This window comes from Citrobacter sp. CK198 (assembly GCF_030333295.1).
Lineage (GTDB): Bacteria > Pseudomonadota > Gammaproteobacteria > Enterobacterales > Enterobacteriaceae > Citrobacter_B > Citrobacter_B koseri.
Genome location: NZ_JAOWGE010000028.1, coordinates 325,604 through 345,551, shown reverse-complemented (window position 1 = coordinate 345,551; position 19,948 = coordinate 325,604). Strand labels below are relative to the sequence as shown.

The 19,948-nt window shown below is 51.2% G+C and carries 23 protein-coding genes and 3 pseudogenes; 21 read left to right on the top strand and 5 right to left on the bottom strand.

Annotated elements, in window-relative coordinates; all coding sequences use genetic code 11:
- Window positions 1-46 precede the first annotated feature (46 nt).
- The 17 genes and pseudogenes from OGY62_RS08135 (at window position 47) to OGY62_RS08055 (ending at window position 13,145) form a co-directional block, all read left to right on the top strand.
- Complete coding sequence (locus OGY62_RS08135; protein WP_286459505.1) at window positions 47-373, top strand: head-tail connector protein; 327 nt, start codon at window positions 47-49, stop codon at window positions 371-373.
- Between the two features lie 8 nt (window positions 374-381).
- Window positions 382-720 carry a phage head closure protein gene (locus OGY62_RS08130; protein ID WP_286459504.1) on the top strand — a complete coding sequence of 113 codons (339 nt, stop codon included), beginning with the start codon at window positions 382-384 and terminating at the stop codon, window positions 718-720.
- Window positions 717-1,166 (top strand): HK97-gp10 family putative phage morphogenesis protein, encoded by a 450-nt coding sequence (locus OGY62_RS08125; RefSeq protein ID WP_286459503.1) that lies wholly within the window; start codon window positions 717-719, stop codon window positions 1,164-1,166. The genes OGY62_RS08130 and OGY62_RS08125 overlap by 4 nt, the downstream gene beginning before the upstream one ends.
- A complete protein-coding gene (gp17, locus tag OGY62_RS08120; RefSeq protein WP_200040029.1) occupies window positions 1,163-1,510 on the top strand; it encodes a tail completion protein gp17 in 348 nt (115 codons plus the stop codon). The genes OGY62_RS08125 and gp17 overlap by 4 nt, the downstream gene beginning before the upstream one ends.
- 58 nt (window positions 1,511-1,568) lie before the next feature.
- Window positions 1,569-1,988, top strand: a pseudogene (locus tag OGY62_RS08115) (phage tail protein); the annotation flags it as partial.
- 34 nt (window positions 1,989-2,022) lie between these two features.
- Window positions 2,023-2,391: a phage tail assembly chaperone gene (locus tag OGY62_RS08110; protein ID WP_286459500.1), complete on the top strand. Its 369-nt coding sequence runs from the start codon at window positions 2,023-2,025 to the stop codon at window positions 2,389-2,391.
- Between the two features lie 11 nt (window positions 2,392-2,402).
- Window positions 2,403-2,693: a phage tail assembly protein T gene (locus OGY62_RS08105; protein ID WP_284885606.1), complete on the top strand. Its 291-nt coding sequence runs from the start codon at window positions 2,403-2,405 to the stop codon at window positions 2,691-2,693.
- A 54-nt stretch (window positions 2,694-2,747) separates the two neighbouring features.
- Window positions 2,748-3,161: a hypothetical protein gene (locus tag OGY62_RS08100; RefSeq protein ID WP_136164429.1), complete on the top strand. Its 414-nt coding sequence runs from the start codon at window positions 2,748-2,750 to the stop codon at window positions 3,159-3,161.
- 58 nt (window positions 3,162-3,219) lie between these two features.
- Entirely contained in the window at window positions 3,220-6,552 is a 3,333-nt protein-coding gene (locus tag OGY62_RS08095; protein WP_286459498.1) for a phage tail tape measure protein, read from the top strand.
- 14 nt (window positions 6,553-6,566) lie between these two features.
- Window positions 6,567-7,160, top strand: coding sequence for a hypothetical protein (locus tag OGY62_RS08090; protein ID WP_286459495.1), 594 nt, complete (start codon window positions 6,567-6,569; stop codon window positions 7,158-7,160).
- Window positions 7,160-7,744 (top strand): hypothetical protein, encoded by a 585-nt coding sequence (locus OGY62_RS08085; RefSeq protein ID WP_286459493.1) that lies wholly within the window; start codon window positions 7,160-7,162, stop codon window positions 7,742-7,744. The genes OGY62_RS08090 and OGY62_RS08085 overlap by 1 nt, the downstream gene beginning before the upstream one ends.
- Window positions 7,745-7,750: 6 nt before the next feature.
- On the top strand, window positions 7,751-8,149 hold the full coding sequence (locus tag OGY62_RS08080; RefSeq protein ID WP_286459491.1) for a DUF6950 family protein: 399 nt from the start codon (window positions 7,751-7,753) through the stop codon (window positions 8,147-8,149).
- Window positions 8,149-10,860: a phage tail tip fiber protein gene (locus tag OGY62_RS08075; RefSeq protein WP_286459490.1), complete on the top strand. Its 2,712-nt coding sequence runs from the start codon at window positions 8,149-8,151 to the stop codon at window positions 10,858-10,860. Before OGY62_RS08080 ends, OGY62_RS08075 begins: the two co-directional genes overlap by 1 nt.
- Window positions 10,861-10,862: 2 nt before the next feature.
- On the top strand, window positions 10,863-11,816 hold the full coding sequence (locus OGY62_RS08070; RefSeq protein ID WP_275055689.1) for a DUF6453 family protein: 954 nt from the start codon (window positions 10,863-10,865) through the stop codon (window positions 11,814-11,816).
- A 9-nt stretch (window positions 11,817-11,825) separates the two neighbouring features.
- Window positions 11,826-12,212, top strand: a pseudogene (locus OGY62_RS08065) (phage tail fiber protein); the annotation flags it as partial.
- A gap of 427 nt (window positions 12,213-12,639) precedes the next feature.
- On the top strand, window positions 12,640-12,912 hold the full coding sequence (locus OGY62_RS08060; protein WP_286459487.1) for a hypothetical protein: 273 nt from the start codon (window positions 12,640-12,642) through the stop codon (window positions 12,910-12,912).
- Window positions 12,912-13,145, top strand: a complete 234-nt coding sequence (locus tag OGY62_RS08055) for a tail fiber assembly protein (protein WP_286459486.1) — start codon at window positions 12,912-12,914, stop codon at window positions 13,143-13,145. Before OGY62_RS08060 ends, OGY62_RS08055 begins: the two co-directional genes overlap by 1 nt.
- 124 nt (window positions 13,146-13,269) lie before the next feature.
- Here OGY62_RS08055 and OGY62_RS08050 read toward each other — a convergent pair whose 3' ends face one another.
- Window positions 13,270-13,452, bottom strand: coding sequence for a DinI-like family protein (locus OGY62_RS08050; RefSeq protein ID WP_502873548.1), 183 nt, complete (start codon window positions 13,450-13,452; stop codon window positions 13,270-13,272).
- A 5-nt stretch (window positions 13,453-13,457) separates the two neighbouring features.
- Window positions 13,458-13,637, bottom strand: a complete 180-nt coding sequence (locus OGY62_RS08045; protein ID WP_286459482.1) for a helix-turn-helix transcriptional regulator — start codon at window positions 13,635-13,637, stop codon at window positions 13,458-13,460.
- Window positions 13,638-13,678: 41 nt separating this feature from the next.
- Between OGY62_RS08045 and OGY62_RS08040 the strand changes: the two are divergent.
- Window positions 13,679-13,825 (top strand): annotated as a pseudogene (locus tag OGY62_RS08040) (excisionase family DNA-binding protein); the annotation flags it as partial.
- A gap of 21 nt (window positions 13,826-13,846) precedes the next feature.
- On the opposite strand, the gene OGY62_RS08035 reads toward OGY62_RS08040, so the two are convergent.
- From OGY62_RS08035 to cusR, 3 genes are all read right to left on the bottom strand, one after another.
- Entirely contained in the window at window positions 13,847-14,041 is a 195-nt protein-coding gene (locus tag OGY62_RS08035) for a helix-turn-helix transcriptional regulator (RefSeq protein WP_316391248.1), read from the bottom strand.
- Between the two features lie 445 nt (window positions 14,042-14,486).
- Window positions 14,487-15,938, bottom strand: a complete 1,452-nt coding sequence (locus tag OGY62_RS08030) for a Cu(+)/Ag(+) sensor histidine kinase (RefSeq protein WP_047458304.1) — start codon at window positions 15,936-15,938, stop codon at window positions 14,487-14,489.
- A complete protein-coding gene (gene cusR, locus OGY62_RS08025) occupies window positions 15,928-16,611 on the bottom strand; it encodes a copper response regulator transcription factor CusR (protein ID WP_024130574.1) in 684 nt (227 codons plus the stop codon). Before cusR ends, OGY62_RS08030 begins: the two co-directional genes overlap by 11 nt.
- 194 nt (window positions 16,612-16,805) lie before the next feature.
- Here cusR and OGY62_RS08020 point away from each other — a divergent pair, with 194 nt between their 5' ends.
- The 3 genes from OGY62_RS08020 to OGY62_RS08010 all read left to right on the top strand — a co-directional run bounded on the left by OGY62_RS08020 (window position 16,806) and on the right by OGY62_RS08010 (window position 19,943).
- The gene (locus OGY62_RS08020; RefSeq protein WP_286459480.1) at window positions 16,806-18,188 is read left to right on the top strand and encodes an efflux transporter outer membrane subunit; all 1,383 of its coding nucleotides are present in this window, start codon (window positions 16,806-16,808) and stop codon (window positions 18,186-18,188) included.
- Window positions 18,189-18,219: 31 nt separating this feature from the next.
- Window positions 18,220-18,567 (top strand): cation efflux system protein CusF, encoded by a 348-nt coding sequence (cusF, locus tag OGY62_RS08015; RefSeq protein WP_024130571.1) that lies wholly within the window; start codon window positions 18,220-18,222, stop codon window positions 18,565-18,567.
- 98 nt (window positions 18,568-18,665) lie between these two features.
- Entirely contained in the window at window positions 18,666-19,943 is a 1,278-nt protein-coding gene (locus tag OGY62_RS08010) for an efflux RND transporter periplasmic adaptor subunit (protein WP_115609519.1), read from the top strand.
- Window positions 19,944-19,948: the final 5 nt, after the last annotated feature.

The window sequence follows — 19,948 nt, the reverse complement described above, 5'->3', positions numbered from 1 at the left end:
ACCACTGACAGGCGGCCTTCGGGCCGCTTTTTTTCGGGGCAAACAAATGCTTGATCAAAATGTGGTGAAACAGCATTGCCGCATTGATACCGATTTCACAGGTGATGATGCTCTGCTGACTTTATACACCGGTGCGGCTGCGCGGTACGTCCAGACATGGACGAGGCGAACGCTCTATGAAAATCAAAGCTCCCCTGGCTACGCAGACGACCCGGACCCTATTCTGCTCAATGATGATGTTAAGGCGGCCATGCTCCTGCTTATCGGCCACTGGTATGCAAACCGGGAAGCAGTGAACATCGGAAACATTACGTCAGAAATTCCTTTCGCCGTAGAAGCACTTTTGCAGCCCTATAGGATTTATGGATTGTAGGAGGTGTTATGCAAGCAGGAAGATTGCGAGATCAGGTTACCATTCAGAACGCTACGACCACCAGAGCGCCGTCAGGTCAGCCCGTAGAAACCTGGCATGATGGCGGAACCACATGGGCGGAAGTGAAGGGGATAAGCGGGCGTGAACTGGTAGCCGCAGGTGCCGAGAGCGCACAGGCAACGATCCGCGTATGGATTCGTTTCAGGCGCGACATTACCGCAGCGTCACGCCTGAAGGTTAATACCGGCCCATTTAAAGGCGCGATTTTGAATATCATCGGCCCTCCCATTCCTGATGCAAAAGGGGTTCAGATGGAGATACTGTGCAAACAGGGGGCTGAAAAATGATTGATATTAATCTTGATTTTTCTGGTCTTGAAGACATTTCCCGCGATCTTGAGTTGCTCAGCCGCGCTGAGAATAACAAGGTTCTGCGCGATGCCACTCGCGCCGGAGCCGAGGTGTTGAAAGAGGAAGTCATTGCCAGAGCACCGGAGAAAACCGGAAAACTGAAAAAAAACGTTGTTGTGCTGACACAACGTTCACGGAGACGGGGAGAAATCTCTTCCGGTGTTCATATTCGTGGTCGAAATATGCGAACTGGAAACAGCGATAACTCGATGAAGCCCAGCGACAGACGCAATGCTTTCTACTGGCGATTTGTCGAGATGGGGACGATTAACATGCCGCCACATCCTTTTGTTCGTCCCGCTTTTGACACCAAAGAGGAACTGGCGGCACAGGTTGCTTTGAAACGAATGAATCAGGCTATCGATGAGGTATTGAGCAAATGACGGAAGATGATATTTCCCCTTTGCTGGAACATCTCGCCGGAGGGCAGGTTTATCCTTACGTTGCACCTTTAACCAGCAATGGGGAGCCATCCCTTACGCCGCCGTGGGTGGTGTTTTCCATTATTTCAGACGTGTCCTCTGATGTTTTATGTGGGCAGGCTGAGTCCCGTGTTTCTGTCCAGATTGATGTTTATTCTCTGGATATTATAGAGGCGCGCACCATTCGGGATATGGCATTGCAGGCTGTTCTGCCTCTTAAGCCAGCCAATGTATCCAAAATCCCTGGCTATGAGCCAGAAAATCGTTATTACCGAGCCTCGCTAGAATTTCAGGTCGTCGCCTGATTCATCAGTAACCATACAGACCTGCTTCGGCGGGTTTCTTTTTATCCAGGAGACAGTTATGTCCTCACTTTATGAAAAATCTCAGGGCACAAAGATTCAGATTACCTCTGCCCCTGTAACGTCAGAAACTGTCGACGATGCAACCTTTCTTGACCTCCATTGCACGATCAAAGAAGTGCAATTTACTGGTGGGCAAAAGCAGGACATCGACGTTACGACTCTGTGCTCTACTGAGCAGGAGAACATCAACGGACTTGGCGCCCAGTCCGAAATCTCATTGTCGGGTAACTTTTACTCCAACCCGGCACAAGATGCGCTGCGCGAAGCGTATGAAAATGACACCACCTACGGCTTCAAAATTATTTTTCCTTCGGGGATTGGCTTCCAGTTCCTGGCAGAAGTTCGCCAGCACACCTGGTCTTCCGGTACAAACAGTGTCGTGGCCGCAACGTTCTCGCTGCGACTGAAAGGAAAACCAACAAAAATTGAACCTGGCTCATAAGGTGTAACCAATGAAATCACTAAAAGAGTTGGCGTTGTCGCGTCAGTCAGCGTTTCGACACACGACCGTTGATGTACCCGAATGGGACGGTGCGAAAGTGATGCTCCGTGAGCCATCAGCAGAGGCATGGTTGCACTGGCAGGATGTGATTAAGCCTGCTGACACTGACGGTGAATTGTCAGTTTCTGAACGGGCGCACCGTAATCTGCGCGCAGATGTAACTCTGTTTATCGATGTACTCTTTGATGAGCAGGGGGAACCGGTGTTCAGCAAGGATGATTTTGCTGATGTTGAGTCGGTTTATGGGCCTGTTCATGCAAGATTGTTGCGGCAGGCGCTTAATCTTACCACCGACCCGAAAGAAGCCGAGGAAAAGTAGCAAAGCCCGGCATGCGGTTTTTGATGGCGCTCGCGCTCCGTATGGGGCGCACGCTTTCAGAACTTCGTGAAACAATGTCGGCCAGTGAACTTCGGCTATGGGCAGAGTTTGATAAACACAGCCCGATAGGCGACATCCGCGGAGATATCCAGGCTGCACAAATAGCAACGGCGGTATTTAATGCCCAGGGAGTTAAAGCCACGATGGGCGACATGTTGCTGAACTGGCAGAATGATCCTGAAGATGAAGGGGCCGACCCGTTTGCCGGGCTGGAAGCTGCACTTACTGCGGCGACGCAGTGACAATGCAATCATTCCCTATTAATATTTATTCTCTTTTAAATATGGAATAGGGATATGAATAAAATACTTCTGGTAGTTGCGATAGCGTTATTATCCGGCTGCTCTACGCAGCCTGTTCCTACACAACAAGCTAAAAATGTTTCTGCAAACAGGATCTGGGATAAAAAGATCGTTAAAAAATCAGCCGACACCGGAACTGTTATTGTCAAAAGAGATTCCGGGTTAATGGGAAGTGCATGCCTTATCAGTATTTATATTGATGGCAATCCAATTGCAGATATCGACTCAAGGGAAAAAGTCACTTTCTATCCGAAACCAGGGCGTCATGTTTTGAGCGCAACTCCGCATGGCTGGTGCGCTGGTGGTATGGTTGAGGTCGGTGCTGATGTGGTAAAAGATAAGGCATTAATATACAGGGTTGGATACGGGGCTAATGGTGATTTCAGGTTCTCCCCAACTGCTTTTTAAGTAATTTCTCGAATTATAAGACACCCGCTCAAAAGGCGGGTTTTTTATTGGGTGGAATATGGCAACTCTCCGCGAACTGATTATAAAAATTTCAGCAAACTCACAGTCTTTTCAGACGGAGATTGCGCGAGCATCACGTACCGGGCAGGATTACTACCGCACCATGCAGAATGGTGGGCGTCAGGCAGCGGCCGCATCGAGAGAGACCCAGAGAGCGCTGTCTGAAGTGACCAGCCAGCTTAATTCTGCAAAAAATTCTGCTATAGGGTTGGCTGGTGCCTTTGCTGGCGCTTACGCTACGGGCCACCTGATTTCCCTGGCTGATGAATGGAGTTCCGTTAACGCCAGACTGAAGCAGGCATCGCAGTCTACTGATGACTTCAAAGAGTCACAGCGGGCATTAATGGAGATCAGCCAACGCACAGGAACCGCCTTTTCTGACAACGCCAGTCTTTTTGCTCGTTCAGCAGCGTCTATGCGTGAATATGGCTATGGCTCAGAAGAAGTTCTGAAAGTAACTGAAGCCATTTCAACAGGGCTTAAGCTGTCCGGCGCCAGCACATCAGAGGCCAGTTCGGTAATTACTCAATTCAGTCAGGCGTTGGCACAGGGCGTTCTCCGTGGAGAAGAATTCAACTCCGTAAACGAAAATGGTGACCGCGTTATTCGTGCTCTTGCTGCCGGGATGGGAGTAGCCAGAAAAGACCTCAAAGCGATGGCTGATCAGGGGGCTCTAACTTCTGACAAGGTTGTTCCAGCATTAATCAACCAACTTGGAACCCTTCGCGAAGAATACGATGCAATGCCTCAGACAGTATCGGCGGCTACGACAAAAATCGAAAACGCGTTTATGACATGGGTAGGCGGTGCAAACGAGGCAACCGGTGCTACCAGTGCTTTGACCGGGGTTCTCAATACCATTTCTGATAACATTAATACCGTCGCAACTGCTGCTGGCGCTTTGGCTGCTATTGGTGGCGCCCGATTTCTTGGTGGTATGTTTGGTGATCTCGGTAGCCAGACGGCTCAGTTAATTGACGCGCGTAAGAATGAAATAGCGCTGGCCGCCGCGCGAGCAAGCTCAGCAACTCAGTCGCAGAGGAAAGCCGCCGCAGATGCAATTGCGGCAGAAAGAGCATTTCAACTAGCCCAGGCGGAACTTGAGTTAGCCCGTAATACTAATGCGGAGGCAACGGCGACGCAGAACGCTATTGCAAGGCGTAGAGCGATGATCACGGCGAATGCCGCTCTGGTTCAGTCTAACCGTGCTGTTACTGCATCACAGCAGGCTCTTAACGCAGCAACCTCTGTCATGGGGCTCGTCAGAAGCGGAGCAACGGGATTGCTTTCTCTGGTTGGAGGTTTACCTGGACTTCTGATGCTTGGAGCTGGTGCCTGGTACACCATGTATCAGAATCAGGAACAGGCTCGCCAGTCTGCCCGGGAATATGCGAATCAGATTGATGAGATAAAAGAGAAGACATCGAAAATGTCTCTCCCTGAACTGGATAACAGTCGCAATCAGACAGTGGCTGCACTGGAGGAGCAAAAAAGACTCATTACCGAGCAGGAAAAGAGCGTAATGAGTCTTAATCGGCGGCTAAATGAGCTTAACGAGACGAGGAGTAACCCTGCTTTAAATCAGGAAAACGAACTGAATATTATCAGGGCGATTGCAATTCTTACCGATCAGATTTCTGTTGAAGAAGAAAAACTCGCACAGATGAGGGAGAAATCTCGCTCAGTATCGCAGGCTCTTGAAGAAAACGAAAGGCGTCGTAATGACCTCATTAAAGAGCGGGCATGGAGACAAAACGCAGAGTATCAGTCTCTTGTAAATATGAACGGCCAGCATACGGAATTTAATCGTCTGCTGGGGCTGGGTAATGAACTCCTCAGGGCGCGACAAAGTATTACTAATTCTCCGTTGCGCATCCCGCAGGCCGATCTGGACAATAAACAAACTGATGCGTTGGCAAAAAGTCGCCGTGAACTTGAGTTGTCACGGTTACGTGGTGAAGCAAAAGAACTGGCTCGTTTGAGATACGCCGCTGATGATCTTGGTTTTGTATCTAATGATCCACGCTACCAGTCAAGCCGACAGGAATTTATAAACAATGGACTGGAGGAATGGCGCAACAATCAGGCTAATAAGCCAAAAGCGAAAGGTGGTAAAACTGAAGCGGAAAAAACCGAAGATGTTTACTCCCGCCTTATAAAGCAGCAGAAAGAGCAGATCTCACTGGCTGGCCAGAATACCGAACTGGCGAAGGTAAAGTATCAGGTAAGCCAGGGTGAGCTTGCAACTCTCACCGAAGCGCAGAAACAAAGCCTGCTTCAGAATGCCGCGCTTATTGATCAGGTGAAACTACGCGAACAACTGCGTAATTATGAGGCAAATCTCGCCGATAGTAACGCCAGTTCACGCGCTGCTAACGATGCTGAGTTGCTTGGTTACGGACAAGGGACTCGTTTTCGCGAACGGATGCAGGAGCAGTTCAATATCCGTAAGGAGTTTGAAGAGAAGAATACCGCCCTGTTACGGCAGCGTCAGGCTGGTGAAATTGACGAAACATTTTACCAACAAGGACTGGCGCTGAATAAGCGCTATCTCGATGAACGTCTTCGCGATCAGGAAGTTTATTACTCTGCCTCTGATGCCCAACGTAGCAACTGGACCGCTGGCATGCGTGAAGGATTCGCTAACTGGGCTGATACTGCTTCGGATTACGCTTCGCAGTCTGCTGATCTGGTTAATAACTCCATGTCCGGTCTCGTCGGTAATATTTCTGATGCTCTGGCCGGTAATAAGGTTGACTGGGAAGACTGGGCTAATTCTGTGCTCCAGTCTATGCAGAAAATCATACTGAACGCGATGCTGGTGGACTCCCTGCGGTCGGCCAGTAACAGCGGTTTTTTCAGTTCCATCGGTGGAATGTTTGGTGCCGCCTCTGCTGGCGGAAGCACCCCCTCCGGCGCATATAACTCTGCTGCATCCGGTATCAAGTTGAATGCCAAAGGAGGTACTTATGCTTCTGAAAGTCTGAGCGCATACAGCAACAGTATTGTGAGAACACCAACTTACTTTGCTTTTGCAAAAGGCGCAGGTCTTATGGGTGAAGCTGGACCGGAAGCCATCATGCCGCTCACGCGCTCCGCAGATGGTTCACTTGGTGTTCGGGTAACGGGTGCTCAAACGGCACCCGGTGGCAGTGGTGAAATCCATATTACCCAGCACATTAACGTTTCCGGTAACGGTGATGCAGCCCTTAAGCAGGCAATGCAGCAGGCGGCAAGGCAGGGGGCTAACGACGGTGCGAAGCAGGCCCGTCAGGATTTGCTTCAGGATTTTCAGACGCGCGGGCAGGCCCGCCGACTGTTGGGCGTATAAAACAGGAGTGAATTATGGCCGCACTTGAATGGCCGGAAGATGTCTGTCCGGCGTCCCTGACATGGCGACCGGAAAGCAATACCAAAACATTTCGCTCTCCCTTTAATGGCGCATCTCAGACGGTACGTTTCCCCGGCACCCGGTGGATGTGCTCCCTGACATTTAATAACCTCTCGGATGAGAAATCCCGGCGTATTGATTCGCTGGTCGCTGAGCTTGACGGTGAATATGGCAGGGTAAAAATCCGGGACTGGGGGCGGTCAGGCAGAACCCCGACTGGTTCACCTTTAGTTGACGGGGCGAACCAGACCGGGACTGAATTGCACAGTAAGGGCTGGACGGCGGGAATGGTTGTCCTGCGACAGGGTGACTACATTACTGTTAACGATGAGCTGAAAATGGTTACGGCAGATGTGAGCAGTGCATCGAACGGTACGGCGCTTATTCCGTTTGCGCCAATGTTGCGCAGTTCACCTCCTGCTAATGCTGTTATCGAGGTTGCAAACCCTTACGGGATTTTCAAGCTGAAGGATAACCAGCAGGGGGCCGGTAACCGGGTGCCGGGTGTGTTTACCAGCTACACCCTGGAATTTGAGGAGGCGTTTTAATGCTGTATTCCCCTTTTTCAGACTCAATGGTTGACTGGCTGTCGCGCGACAGGGTGACGGCGGTGATCGCCGCGAATATCCAGTTTGAGTCCGGCACCGTTTATGTGCATTCCGGTACTGGGACCATCGTGTTGGGTGGTTACGTCTATTACGGCATGGGGCGAATGGGTGCAATAGATGACGCCAATGAGACCAACACGACCAGTCCGACGCAGCTCAAAATGACACTGTCTGGACTCGATAGCGCCCTGTTTGCCACGACGCTTAATGAGCGATGCGTGGGCAGGAATGCCGAAATCTATCTCGTTGCGATGGATGACAATGGCGTGGTCCAGGTTGCCGATCTTCTGTATAAGGGGCGGGCATCCAGCACTGGCGCAACCTTCGGAAATAACAATGCCCTCCAGTATACCGTCAGCAACATTTTTGAAGACTGGCAGAGGCCTTTTCCCGATCGCAATACCGACGAATCCCACCAGGCAGCGTATCCAGGCGACCGGATTTTCCGCTATGTGGCGCAAATGGCCGAGCGCTCGATTTACTGGGGCAGCAAAAAAGATGCGCCCGGATTTACCTATAAGTGAGGAAGCATGAAGCAGCCGGACTGGCATAACAGATTAATCACCGTAATAAAGGCCGCTGAAAAGCGGCCTTTTTTATGGGGTGAGCACGACTGCTGCCTTTTCGCCGCGGACTGTGCGCAGGCGATGTGCGGTGAAGATTTTGCGGTGGACTGGCGCGGAACCTATGACAGCGAAACCGGCGCAAAGAAAGCCATTCTGCGCGGTGGTGGCTCTCTTGAGAAGGTCATTGCGCGGTATCTCGACGAGGTGCCGGTGAAGCTGGCGCAGCGTGGTGATATCGCGATTGTTGAAAATTATGGCGCGCGGTGCGCAGGCGTGATTTATGGCGGTGCTGTCTGGGTTCCTGGTGAAACAGGACTGGTCTGCCTGCGCGTCAAACCTTTGAGTGTCTGGAGGGTTCGTTAATGCCGCAGGCTATCCCTATTGTCGCTGCCGTCGCCGCAGGTGCAGCGGCAGCAAGTGAAATGTATGCCCTTGCGATGGTGATCACCGTCGCAGCGCAGATCGCAACCCAGGCGATGACAAAAACGCCCTCACTGAATGCGTATCGCGATACCTCAGAGCGTAAACAGGTTCTGCGCGCGGCAGCCAGCGCAAAAACGGTTGTTTATGGCCGCACCGTCACTGCCGGAACCCTGTTTTTCTCCGAAGAGCAGGCGGGCGACCAGACCGAGGGTGAGATGTTGCATCTCGCTATTTCTCTTGCAGGCCACCCGTTATCCGGCGTTCCGGTTATTTACCTCGGTGATGATGCGATAAGCGCATACGGTGACAATGCCTCTTTTGAGGTCCACACCAACCGACAGACTGCTGACCCTTACATGCTTGCGAACTGCCCGTCATGGAAAGAGGACATGATCGGGAAGGGGATCACCTGGCTGCGCGTGTCGCTGAAATTCAACGCAGAACAGTTTCCGTCAGGCATACCGAACATTAAAGCCGAGAAGCTGGGGTGGGCCGTTTACGATCCGCGTACCGGGCTGACTGCGTACAGCAACAATGCCGCGCTGTGTATTCTCGACTACTACCGCAATTATCTGAAGGTCCCTGATTCCGACATTAACTGGGATCAGTTTCAGGAAGCCGCAAATATCTGTGATGAGGTTGTGGCAACCGGCGCTGGCGCGACAGAGAAGCGCTACACCATTAACGGCGAGTTTGATCTCAGCGAAAACAAAGCCAGCATTCTGGAGGCGATGCTTTCAGCCTGTGCTGGTGATGTGACGTATATCGCCGGGAAACACGGTCTGCTGGTCGGTGCCTATTATGGCCCGGCGACTGAAGTGATCACCGAAAGCCAGGTTGCCGGTGATATTGAAATCATGCCGGAAGTCTCCCAGTCAGAGCGTGTGAACACTATCAAAGGGACATTTGTTGATCCTGAGCAGGGCTTTACTGAAGCAGACTTTCCGTCAGTTTCCGTCAGTGAGTGGGTGGCAGAAGACGGTGTCGAAATTTCACAGGATATGAAGCTTCGCTTTGTAACGTCTGAGTTCCAGGCCCAGCGCCTTGCTGACGTGAAACTCAAGCGAACCCGTATTTCCAGAACGATGAATGTTCCGCTGAACCTGAGCGGATACCGTTATCGTCCCGGAATGTATGTGAAGGTGAATTTCCCTTCGCTGGGGATCGTTGACGTTGAAATGCGCGTTACGGACTGGAAGTTTGGCGTGCAGAACGGTGCGCAGGTCACCCTGAAGCAGGAAACAGCAGATGTGTGGGGTGATGCGATTGGCAAGCCCATCGTGCGACCGCCCTTTACTCAGCTCCCCAGCGGTGGCGTGGCGCAGCCGCAGAACCTGAAATATACGGTTGAAGAAATTGGCCAGGTGGTGCAGGGCATTCTGTCCTGGCAGAACATCGGACAGGTCTCCTATAACAAAGTCATCATCCGCCGCAATGGTCAGATGGTGCTCTCTGTGCAGGTTCCAGGATCGTTTACACGACTGACCGGACTGCCGAAAGACACTTACACCGCACACGTCATAGCGGTAAACCAGATGGGCGCGGAGTCGCCGGAAGCGTACCTTGAGTTCAGCATTCAGGCGCCGCCGCCGCCGTCCCATGTTGATATCGAACAGGGGTTCTTTTCCGTCACGCTTATTCCCCGCCTTGCCGCCATCGCCAACGTTTCAACGCAGTTTGATTTCTGGACGTCAGGAGAAACAGCGCTTCCCGACTCATCAACGGAAACCGTTGAGGGTAATGCGAGCCGGGAGGGGATCGGAACCACATGGACGAGCAATCAGTTACAGGTCGGGCATACCTATTACTGGTATATCCGTACGATCAATGCGTTCGGCGCGTCGGCATTTGTCGAAGTCCCTGCACTGTGTGAGATGGATACCGGCAGCCTCATCGACATCATTGATGACGGCATTCAAAAATCAGATGCTTTCCAGAATATTAAAGATGGGGTGGATACCAACCTGGAAGGCATTATGCAGAATGCGCTGGGCAATCACGGAACTGTTGAGCATCAGTATCAGCAATTCGGTGAAGTTCGCGCTGATGTACTGACAGTTAAAGAAACGGTTGTAGATCTTACTGGCGCGTACGCTGGTCTTTCTGATTATGTACAGGCGCAAATTGGCCCCAACGGCAGCCTTGTCGCCGCAGTGAATCAGAAGATGACTGCTGAAGTTAACATCGATGGTTCAGCAAAGGCGTCCTATGTCACTAACCTGGGCATCATAAGAAACGGAGTGAAGTACAGTGCAGGTTTCGGCATGTCCATTGAGCCGGATGGCAGTTCGTACAAGTCCACTGTGGTGGTAGCAGCCGATCAGTTTGGTGTTTATTCCGGTAACAATCCGGGGAACTGGCAGGCGGCTTTCTTCGTTTACAACGGCCAGGTGTTTATCCGTAGCGTACTTATTCAGGATGCTTCTATAGATTTTGCCAAAATAACGGACAGCCTTCAGTCTTCAAATTTTATCGCCGGGACGCGCGGCTGGCGTCTGTGGAAAAACGGTGACTGTGAGTTCCATGGAAAACTGTATGCGACCAGCGGTCAGTTTGCATTTAATGGTACGAATAACACAGTCGTTATCAACGGCGATGGAGTGACTGTTAATCTTTCTGGTGGTGGACGGGTCGTCGTCGGGAGGTGGTAATAATGCCGGAGGGTATTCTGATTGATTACAACGATGGCCGCCCGGTGATGGCGATAACAGCGGGGCTTCGCGCCCCCAGTTTCTGCACTTCATTTTCAGGCGAGTCGCCGGAAACGTCGCAAACAAATCAATATTATCAAGTTAACACACCGTTGATACCTGATTCTCAGGTCATCGTGGTGCCAACAAATCCGATTTATATTTATGACTTTGCATATTACGCCATTGCAATGATGGGGAGTGTTACAAGAAATGGAAATTCAGGTGTCAGGATCTCTATAGAGGTAATTAATGATAGTTGGATGATCCCGAACTGGTCTGGTTACGTAATGGAATTGCTGCCTGCTGCTACCTATAACGAAGGGTTACTGGTTGCGAACTCGACGGATTTCACTGCCATATCTAATCAGGCCGCGCTGATGACCTGTGCCTATTCCGGGCGTATTACGGTTAACGGCAGCGCACCTCTTCCGGTTGGTGGCATTCCTTTTGGGAAATGGGATAACCCGAATGTGTCGGTGGGGTTTGATGGCACCAACATCATTGTCCGCGATATTTCCTACACCGGGCGGGACGACGTTGCCGGAACGGCGACGATTGATCTGGTGATATTCAATCAGACAGCACCAGTTGGCGGCGATGGTATCACCATGACCAACGCCGCGGGCCAGGTGACGTTCTCCACTCTGAAACGACCTTTTGTATACGACCGGCAAATCCAGATCACCGACGCCTTCCAGAATATTGGCGGAGGGTACTGCCAGATAGTTTATACCGGGGCTCAGGTTCGGATGAATGGTGGTTACGCAAACCTCAGAACCAAAGGGGTGGTTATGTCAAACGGCAGCGTCAGGTCTGCATACAACAGAGTCGTGGGAAATTACAACACCAGCCTGAACATGACAAAGAACAGAAACATCACCATGCCGATTCTTATTTTACCGAACATGTACTGAGGGGAGTCTATGTCAGCAGGAACCATAACACTAACAAATAACTCCGCAGCCGTAACTGGTAGCGGAACAGCCTTTACTACTGAGCTGGCAGCCGGTGACTTTATCGTTGTTACCGTCGGCGGGGTTCCGTACACGCTTCCCGTTAAGACTGTTAACAGTAACACCTCGTTAACGCTGGTCAGTAACTACACCGGGCCGACTCAATCAGGCGCCGCCTGGTTTGCTGTTCCCCGCGTAGCCCTGAACATGGTTACCGCCGCGCTGGTGGCCCAGAGCGCTGAAGCCCTGCGTGGGCTGAACTACGACAAGCAGAACTGGCAGAGCATTTTCAGCGGAACCGGTAACGTCACAGTTAAATTACCCGACGGTTCGGAATGGACTGGCCCGGCATGGAACAGTTTCAAGAGTGCAGCGCGTGCCGATATTCTCGGGATAGTCTCGCAAAGTGGCGGAGTTCCTACGGGGGCAATTATCGAGAAGGGCTCTAATTCAAATGGGGAGTACGTCCGCTTTGCAGATGGGACTCAAATTTGCCGGATGGTATTTTCTGCGGCAGATGCCGCAAATAAAAATTTGACTGCTTCAGGCGGTCTGGGCGGTTATCGAACTTCACAAAATGTTGTGGCTTTTCCCGCCTCTTTTGCGGCTTCCCCTTGTTGCTCAGGCCACATAAACAACAATGGTCAGAACGTAAGAATTGAGTTAGTGAGTGGCCCCCTGGCATCCTGTCAGTTTGCTTTCCACGCTATAAACACTGGTACCTATACAGGGTCAGACACTATCTACATTACAGCCATCGGTCGCTGGTTCTGAGGAAATGAAAATGAAACTAATCATCACACCGCAACGTGCGGATAAAACGGTGAAATATTCAGTGTCCGGTGACACCCTGACTGTAATGCTTGACGGCGAATCGGATACGTTCGATTTCAGCGAAATGCCGGATGGCCACACTACTGAATTCTGCTCAGTTCTGGATCCGTGTCCGGTCTTAATGGCTGTGAAAAAGGATGGTGAGCTGTCTGTTGTCGTCATTGGTTTTTACGGCAAAGATGCCAGCGCACTGGAAAAAACAGAACGGGTCGAGGTGTACTGATGGGAAAGGTTAACTGGGTCAGTGAAAAAAGCGTTAAGGCAGAAGAAGTGAGAGCAAAAAGAAACATTCTTCTGTCCGACTCGGACTGGAGAATGCTACCGGATGCACCGGGAGATAAAACCGCCTGGGGCGTATATAGACAGGGATTGCGTGACATCCCTGAACAGGACGGTTTTCCTGAAAATGTGTACTGGCCTGTGCTGCCTGCTGATGAACATTCTTCAGCGGTTTGAATTGCCGCACCAGAGCGTATGCAGGACCCGGGCGCGGCTGGCTGGCGATCGTTCGATAGTGCGAATATAGAATGATTGCCAGCCGGTGCGGATTCTACATATGCAATATGATAAAACAATGCTCTTAATCTGAAACCAGCCACATATCAGACTCTTCAAATATGTCCTCAACAGTACGGTTTATCTGTTCTTTCTCATGCTTGCTGGCTTCGGCGTTGATCGTCGGCAGTGTCATCATCGGTTTAACCCGAACATCAGCATCGGGGAAAACCGATGACTCCCTCTGAATTATTACCTTGTTTCGCAAACTATCTACTGTTGGTTCGCTCTGGACTCAGATATTTTCTCTTCTATCCATTTTTCCACTTCCGTTGATGCCCATCTAACATTGCCACCAATGTTGATCGATTTTGGGAACTCCCCTGTATTCATCCATTTGTAAATGGTCGTTTTTTTGAAACCAACAGCACTACAAACCTGTTTCAGATCCATAAGATATATGTTCAAGCAATGTTCCCTTATTTGAGCGGCTAATGGAGATGAGTATGGAAAAATTAACTTTAACCAGAAAGGAAGCAGCCGAACTACTGGGTATCTCCACGGCAACCGTGACGCAGTGGGTTCTGGAAGGAAGGCTAAAAGCCTACCGGGTAAGCGACAGGCCTAAATCACCATATTTGTTCACGAGAGAAATGATTTGCTTAGGTTTTTGGAAAAAATTCCGCAGACTGTCGTTCATCAAGCCAGTGCTCAATATCTTCAATATTCCAAGCGCAACGATTGTCAGTTATGTGCCAACGCTTCGGAAACTCACCTTTTTTCTCCAGTCTATCGATAGTGCTCCATGACAACGGCACTATAGTCAGTAGTTCTTTCTTACCAATAGCCCTCTTCATTTTATCTTCCCATCAGTTGTACCAAAACAGCCATCTGGAACAACTTTTTTACTCCCGAGTTGTTCCGCTTTTTGAGTCGCGTTTCATTATAAATCAATTGATTACGAAATTTGGAACAACTGGAACGACTGGAACAACGTTTTCTGCGTATATATACGTGTTTTTTATTCAGACCTGATCCAAAATTACCAATAAATCTCTCTGTCGTTTTGTTGTGCAAATGTTATTTTTAAAGTTATCTAATTTGATCTTTGTGGTGAATTTGGGGGGCTGTATCTGTGTAGATGAATATGGGGGTATGTTTGGGGGTATGTCACTTAATTGAACTAAGTAATTTTCATTATTATCAGGTTGTTGTGTGATGATATTCAATCATGCAGGGGCGCCAGTCTTTATTCTCGCCTTTCTGTCAGACTTCATTTCGCTGCGTCGTTATCACTGCATTTCAATCGCCATGTTTCGGCAATGTCAGAATAAAGCGCGTTGCGCGCAGATCGGACGTTACGGACACGGTTCCCTGATGGGCGATGACAATTGATTTGACAATCGCCAGCCCAATTCCGCTGCCTTCGCCCTTACGCTGTCGGGAAGGGTCAACCCGGTAGAAGCGGTCAAACAGGCGCGGTAAATGTTCTGGCGCAATGGGGGCGCCGGGGTTTTCAACGGTAATCTGCGCCTGTCTGTCCATTTCTTTGAGCCGCACGGTAACGGCTTCGCCTTTCGGGGTGTAGCGCATGGCGTTAGACAGCAAGTTGCTGAGCGCTCTGCGTAACATGATGGGATCGCCGGATACCCAACATGCGCGTCCTTCAAAATGCAAACGCACTTCGCGTTCTTCTGCCCAGGCTTCAAAAAAGTCGAACACCTTGTGGACTTCATCCGCCAGGTCGAGCGCCTTTTTCTCCGGGATGAGCTGGTTATTGTCGGCCTGAGCCAGAAACAGCATGTCGCTTACCATCTTCGACATACGGCCAAACTCTTCGAGGTTGGAGTAGAGTACGTCTTCCAGCTCTTTTTGGCTGCGGGTCTGGCTTAGCGCAATCTCTGTTTGCGTCACCAGGTTCGTAATCGGGGTGCGAATTTCATGGGCGATATCCGCAGAGAAATTCGACTGGCGGGTAAAAACATCCTCAATGCGTTCAAGCATATGGTTAAACGAGAGCACCAGCCGCTCCAGCTCAATCGGAACGGCCTGCGGGTCAAGACGCACATCGAGGTCTTTCGACGTAATATTTTGAATCCGGCGGCTGACGCTGCGAATCGGTTCATGGCCTTTGTAGACGGCGAACAGCACAATAAAAATGATCATCATGCTAATCAGCGAAGCCGTCATAATCAGCTTATTTTTCAGATCGTTAATATAGTGCAGATGGAAGTCGATCGATAACGCCATATAGAGCGTGTAGGCCGGTTGCCCGTCCGCGAGTTGCCCGACCGGCAGGCGAATCATGCGCCATGCGGAATGAGCACCGTGCCCGTTAGCGTGCCTCTTGCCTTGTAAGTCCGGGCTGGACAACAAAAAGACATCGCCGTTACGCGCGCTGCTATCCGGCGTGGCTTTGGCGATAAACTGGCGAAGATCAGGTGAACCGGGAGAGTGAAAAATCGCCCGCTGGTTGGCATCTTCCAGCGAAATAATGACGTTCGAGTAACCGGCGGCAACGTTTTTTAGGATTTCCAGTCGGCGTGCTTCCGGTTCGTCGGGATGTGTGAGGATTCGCTCCAGCGTCGCGCTGATCTCTTTCAGGTCATTGATATCCTGCTCGGCAAAATGCACTTTTACGGAGTGAATCATGATCCAGGCAAACGCGAAAAAAGAGGCAATGGTGGCGAGGCTGATGAAAAATGTCAGGCGCGTCGCCAGCGAGAAAGGGCGCTGAAAGCGTTTAGTCACCATCCGGTACCTCAAGCACATAGCCCACGCCGCGCACGGTCTGGATGAGTTTCGGTTCGAACTCGTTATCGATTTTCGCGCGCAGCCGTTTAACGGCAACGTCAATCGCGTTGGTATCGCTGTCAAAGTTCATATCCCAGACCTGGGAAGCGATCAGCGAGCGGGGCAAGACTTCTCCCTGGTGGCGAACGAAAAACTCCAGTAGCGTAAACTCTTTACTGGTGAGCGTGATGCGCATGCCGTTGCGGGTCACTTTTCTGCTGACCAGATCGAGCGTCAAATCCGCGACCTGAAACTGACTTTCGACCATCACCGCCGCGCCGCGACGCAGCAGCGTTCTGACGCGAGCCAGTAATTCAGCGAAAGCGAACGGTTTAACCAGATAGTCGTCAGCCCCCAGCTCCAGACCTTTTACCCGGTGTTCAATGGTGCCCAGCGCGGTAAGAAGAAGGATTGGCATGCCTTTGTTGGCGGTGCGCAGCATACGGACAATATCCCAGCCATTCACATCCGGCAGCATGATGTCGAGGATCAGCAGATCGTAATCTCCCGTCATCGCCAGGTGATACCCGTTAAGCCCGTTATCCGCCAGGTCCACCACGAAGCCCGCTTCCGTCAGACCTTTGGTCAGGTATTCACCGGTTTTTTTCTCGTCTTCGACTATCAGAATCTTCATCACGTCTTCCTTCACGCAAAGGTTGGGCGGGTTTTCAATTCTAGAGGAGCAGGATCGGATAGCAATCGGTTATTGGGAAAATGACAACTTTGTCATTTTCCTGTCACGGGCCGAACAGAGTCACTTCGTTAAGGTACAGGGCATAAATTCACATTCACTATATGGTTATCAGTCCCGTTGGGACGAGAAACGCTATGCGCAAATTTAAGCTTCTTACCCTCAGCGTGATGCTTGTTCTGACGGGCTGTTCGCTGGCGCCGGACTATCAGCGGCCCGCGTTGCCGGTGCCGCAACAATTCTCCCTGAGCCAGAATGCGCTGGTTTCTGCGCCTGCGGGGTATCAGGAGACCGGCTGGCGAACCTTTTTTGTTGATGAGCAAGTAAAGTTGCTGATTGGTGAGGCGTTACGCAATAACCGTGACTTGCGCATGGCGACGCTGAAAGTGCAGGAAGCCAGAGCGCAATACCGGGTGACGGATGCCGATCGTTATCCGCAGCTTAATTCCGATGCCAGTGGAAGCTGGGAAGGAAAATTAAAGGGTGACAGCAGCAGTACCCGCGAATATGAAGCCGGGCTGAATCTGAGTTTTGATCTGGACTTTTTTGGCCGGCTGAAAAACATGAGTGAGGCTGACCGACAGAACTATTTTGCCAGCGAAGAAGCGCGCCGGGCAGTGCATATCTTATTAATCTCAAACGTGGCGCAAAGTTATTTTAATCAACGGTTGGCGTACGCGCAGTTGCAAATCGCACAAGAAACGCTGGAAAACTATACACGCTCTTACGCATTTGTAGAAAAGCAGTTACTGACCGGCAGCACGACCGTGCTGGCGCTGGAACAGGCGCGGGGCGTGATTGAAAGCACCCGCAGCGATATTGCGAAACGACAGGGCGAGCTGGCGCAGGCTAATAATGCGCTGCAATTGCTGTTGGGCACTTATTCTGTGCTGCCGGATGACAGAGCGCGCGATAGCGGAGATATTAAAAACGTGACGCTCCCGCCGTCGCTTTCCTCGCAAATCTTGTTGCAGCGCCCGGATATTATGGAAGCTGAACATTCGTTGATGGCGGCGAATGCCAATATTGGCGCGGCGCGCGCAGCCTTTTTTCCCTCCATTACCCTGACCAGCGGGGTGTCCGGCAGCAGCAGCGATCTCTCCCGTTTATTTAATGCCGCGAGCGGGATGTGGAATTTTATCCCGAAAGTGGAACTGCCGATTTTTAACGCCGGACGTAATCAGGCCAACCTCGATCTGGCGGAAATTCGCCAGCAGCAATCGGTTGTGAATTATGAACAGAAGATCCAGACCGCGTTTAAAGAGGTGGCGGATGCGCTGGCTTTGCGCCAGAGCCTGGACGACCAGATAACCGCGCAACAGCGTTATCTGAGCTCGCTGCGTATTACGCTGCAACGCGCCAGAGCGCTCTATCAGCATGGCGCGGTCAGCTATATCGAAGTGCTGGATGCGGAGCGCTCTCTGTTTTCAACCCAGCAAACGTTACTCGATCTGAATTACGCCCGACAGGCTAATGAAATTACGCTGTTCACCGCGCTGGGCGGCGGTTGGGTGGAATAAAAATTTATCGTTATTTTCAGGAGAAAGCATGATGAACAATACAGTAAAAGCGGCGATTTTGGGTCTGTTCTCCGCCGTGGTATTTAACGTTCAGGCGAATGAACACCACCACGGCGAGATGATGAATAACGCATCAGCGGCGCAGCAGGAGCAGGTGATTCATTCAACCGGCGTGGTTAAAGCCATCGACAAAGACACGAAAAAAGTGACTATCGATCATGAACCTATTCCGGCGGTCAACTGGCCTGCGATGACGATGCGCTTTACCCTGACCCCGGAAACCCGTTCCGGTGACATTAAACCCGGCGACAAAGTGGCGTTTACTTTCGTTCAGCAGGGCAATCTCTCTTTATTACGCGATATTCAGGTCAGCCAGTAAAGCGTATTCGCTGTCTCTTTGTTCTTGCCCGGGTTTACAGAAGCGCGGGCATATCTCCTGCGTAACTGATCCAGAAAATGGATCGAATGGAAGTCACTATGGCGTCTTTAAAAATAAAAACTACCGCGCTTATTCTCGGCAGTATGATCGTCGGAGGGATTATCTCGGTCGGCGTTTACGCTTATTTTGCGTCTGCGCATCAGCCTGTCGATACTGCGCCTGCCTCCGAAAAGGAGGCCCGTAAGGTTCTGTTCTGGTATGACCCCATGTATCCGAATACGCGCTTTGATAAGCCCGGTAAATCGCCGTTTATGGATATGGATCTGGTGGCGAAATACGCTGACGAAGAGTCAGACACGACCTCTGCGCCAGGCGTGCGTATCGATCCGGTACAGACGCAGAATTTAGGGTTAAAGACGGAGGCTGTCCGCCGTGGGCCGCTGCGCTACGCGCAAACTTTTCCGGCTAACGTCAGTTTCAATGAATACCAGTTTGTGATTATGCAGGCGCGTTCCGCTGGCTTTATCGATAAAGTCTGGCCGCTGACGGTGGGGGATAAAATTAAGAAAGGAACGCCGCTGATCGACCTGACCATTCCTGACTGGGTTGAAGCCCAGAGTGAATATTTACTGCTGCGGGAAACGGGCGGTACGGCAACGCAGGTGGAAGGCATTCTTGAACGATTGCGTCTGGCCGGGATGCCGGAAGAGGATATCCGCCGCTTAGTATCGACCCGTAAAATTCAGACCCGTTTTACCCTGAAAGCGCCTATTGATGGGGTGATCACCGCGTTCGATCTGCGCGCCGGGATGAATATCGCCAAAGATAACGTGGTGGCGAAAATCCAGGGGATGGACCCGGTGTGGATCAGCGCGGCCGTTCCTGAATCCATCGCATGGCTGATTAAAGATGCCTCGCAGTTCGATATTACCGTGCCCGCGTGGCCGGATAAACGCTTCACCATCAGTAAATGGGCGATTCTGCCAAGCGTGGACGCCACCACCCGTACCCTCCAGTTGCGCTTACAGGTTGATAACCCTGATGAAGCGCTCAAGCCCGGAATGAATGCGTACCTGAAGCTGAAAACGCAAAGCGAACCGATGCTGTTAATCCCGTCTAAGGCATTGATTGATAATGGAACGGAACAGCGGGTGATCGCCGTCGACAACGACGGTCGCTTTGTGCCGAAACAGGTCTCGGTGTTCCATGAATCACAAGGCGTGACGGCGATTCGCGCCGGGCTTGCCGAAGGTGAAAAAGTGGTCTCCAGCGGACTGTTCCTGATTGACTCCGAAGCCAATATCTCCGGCGCGCTGGATCGTATGCGGGCGCAATCTTCCTCTGCTGCGCCCGATCATGCGGCCCATTCACATTGAGGGAA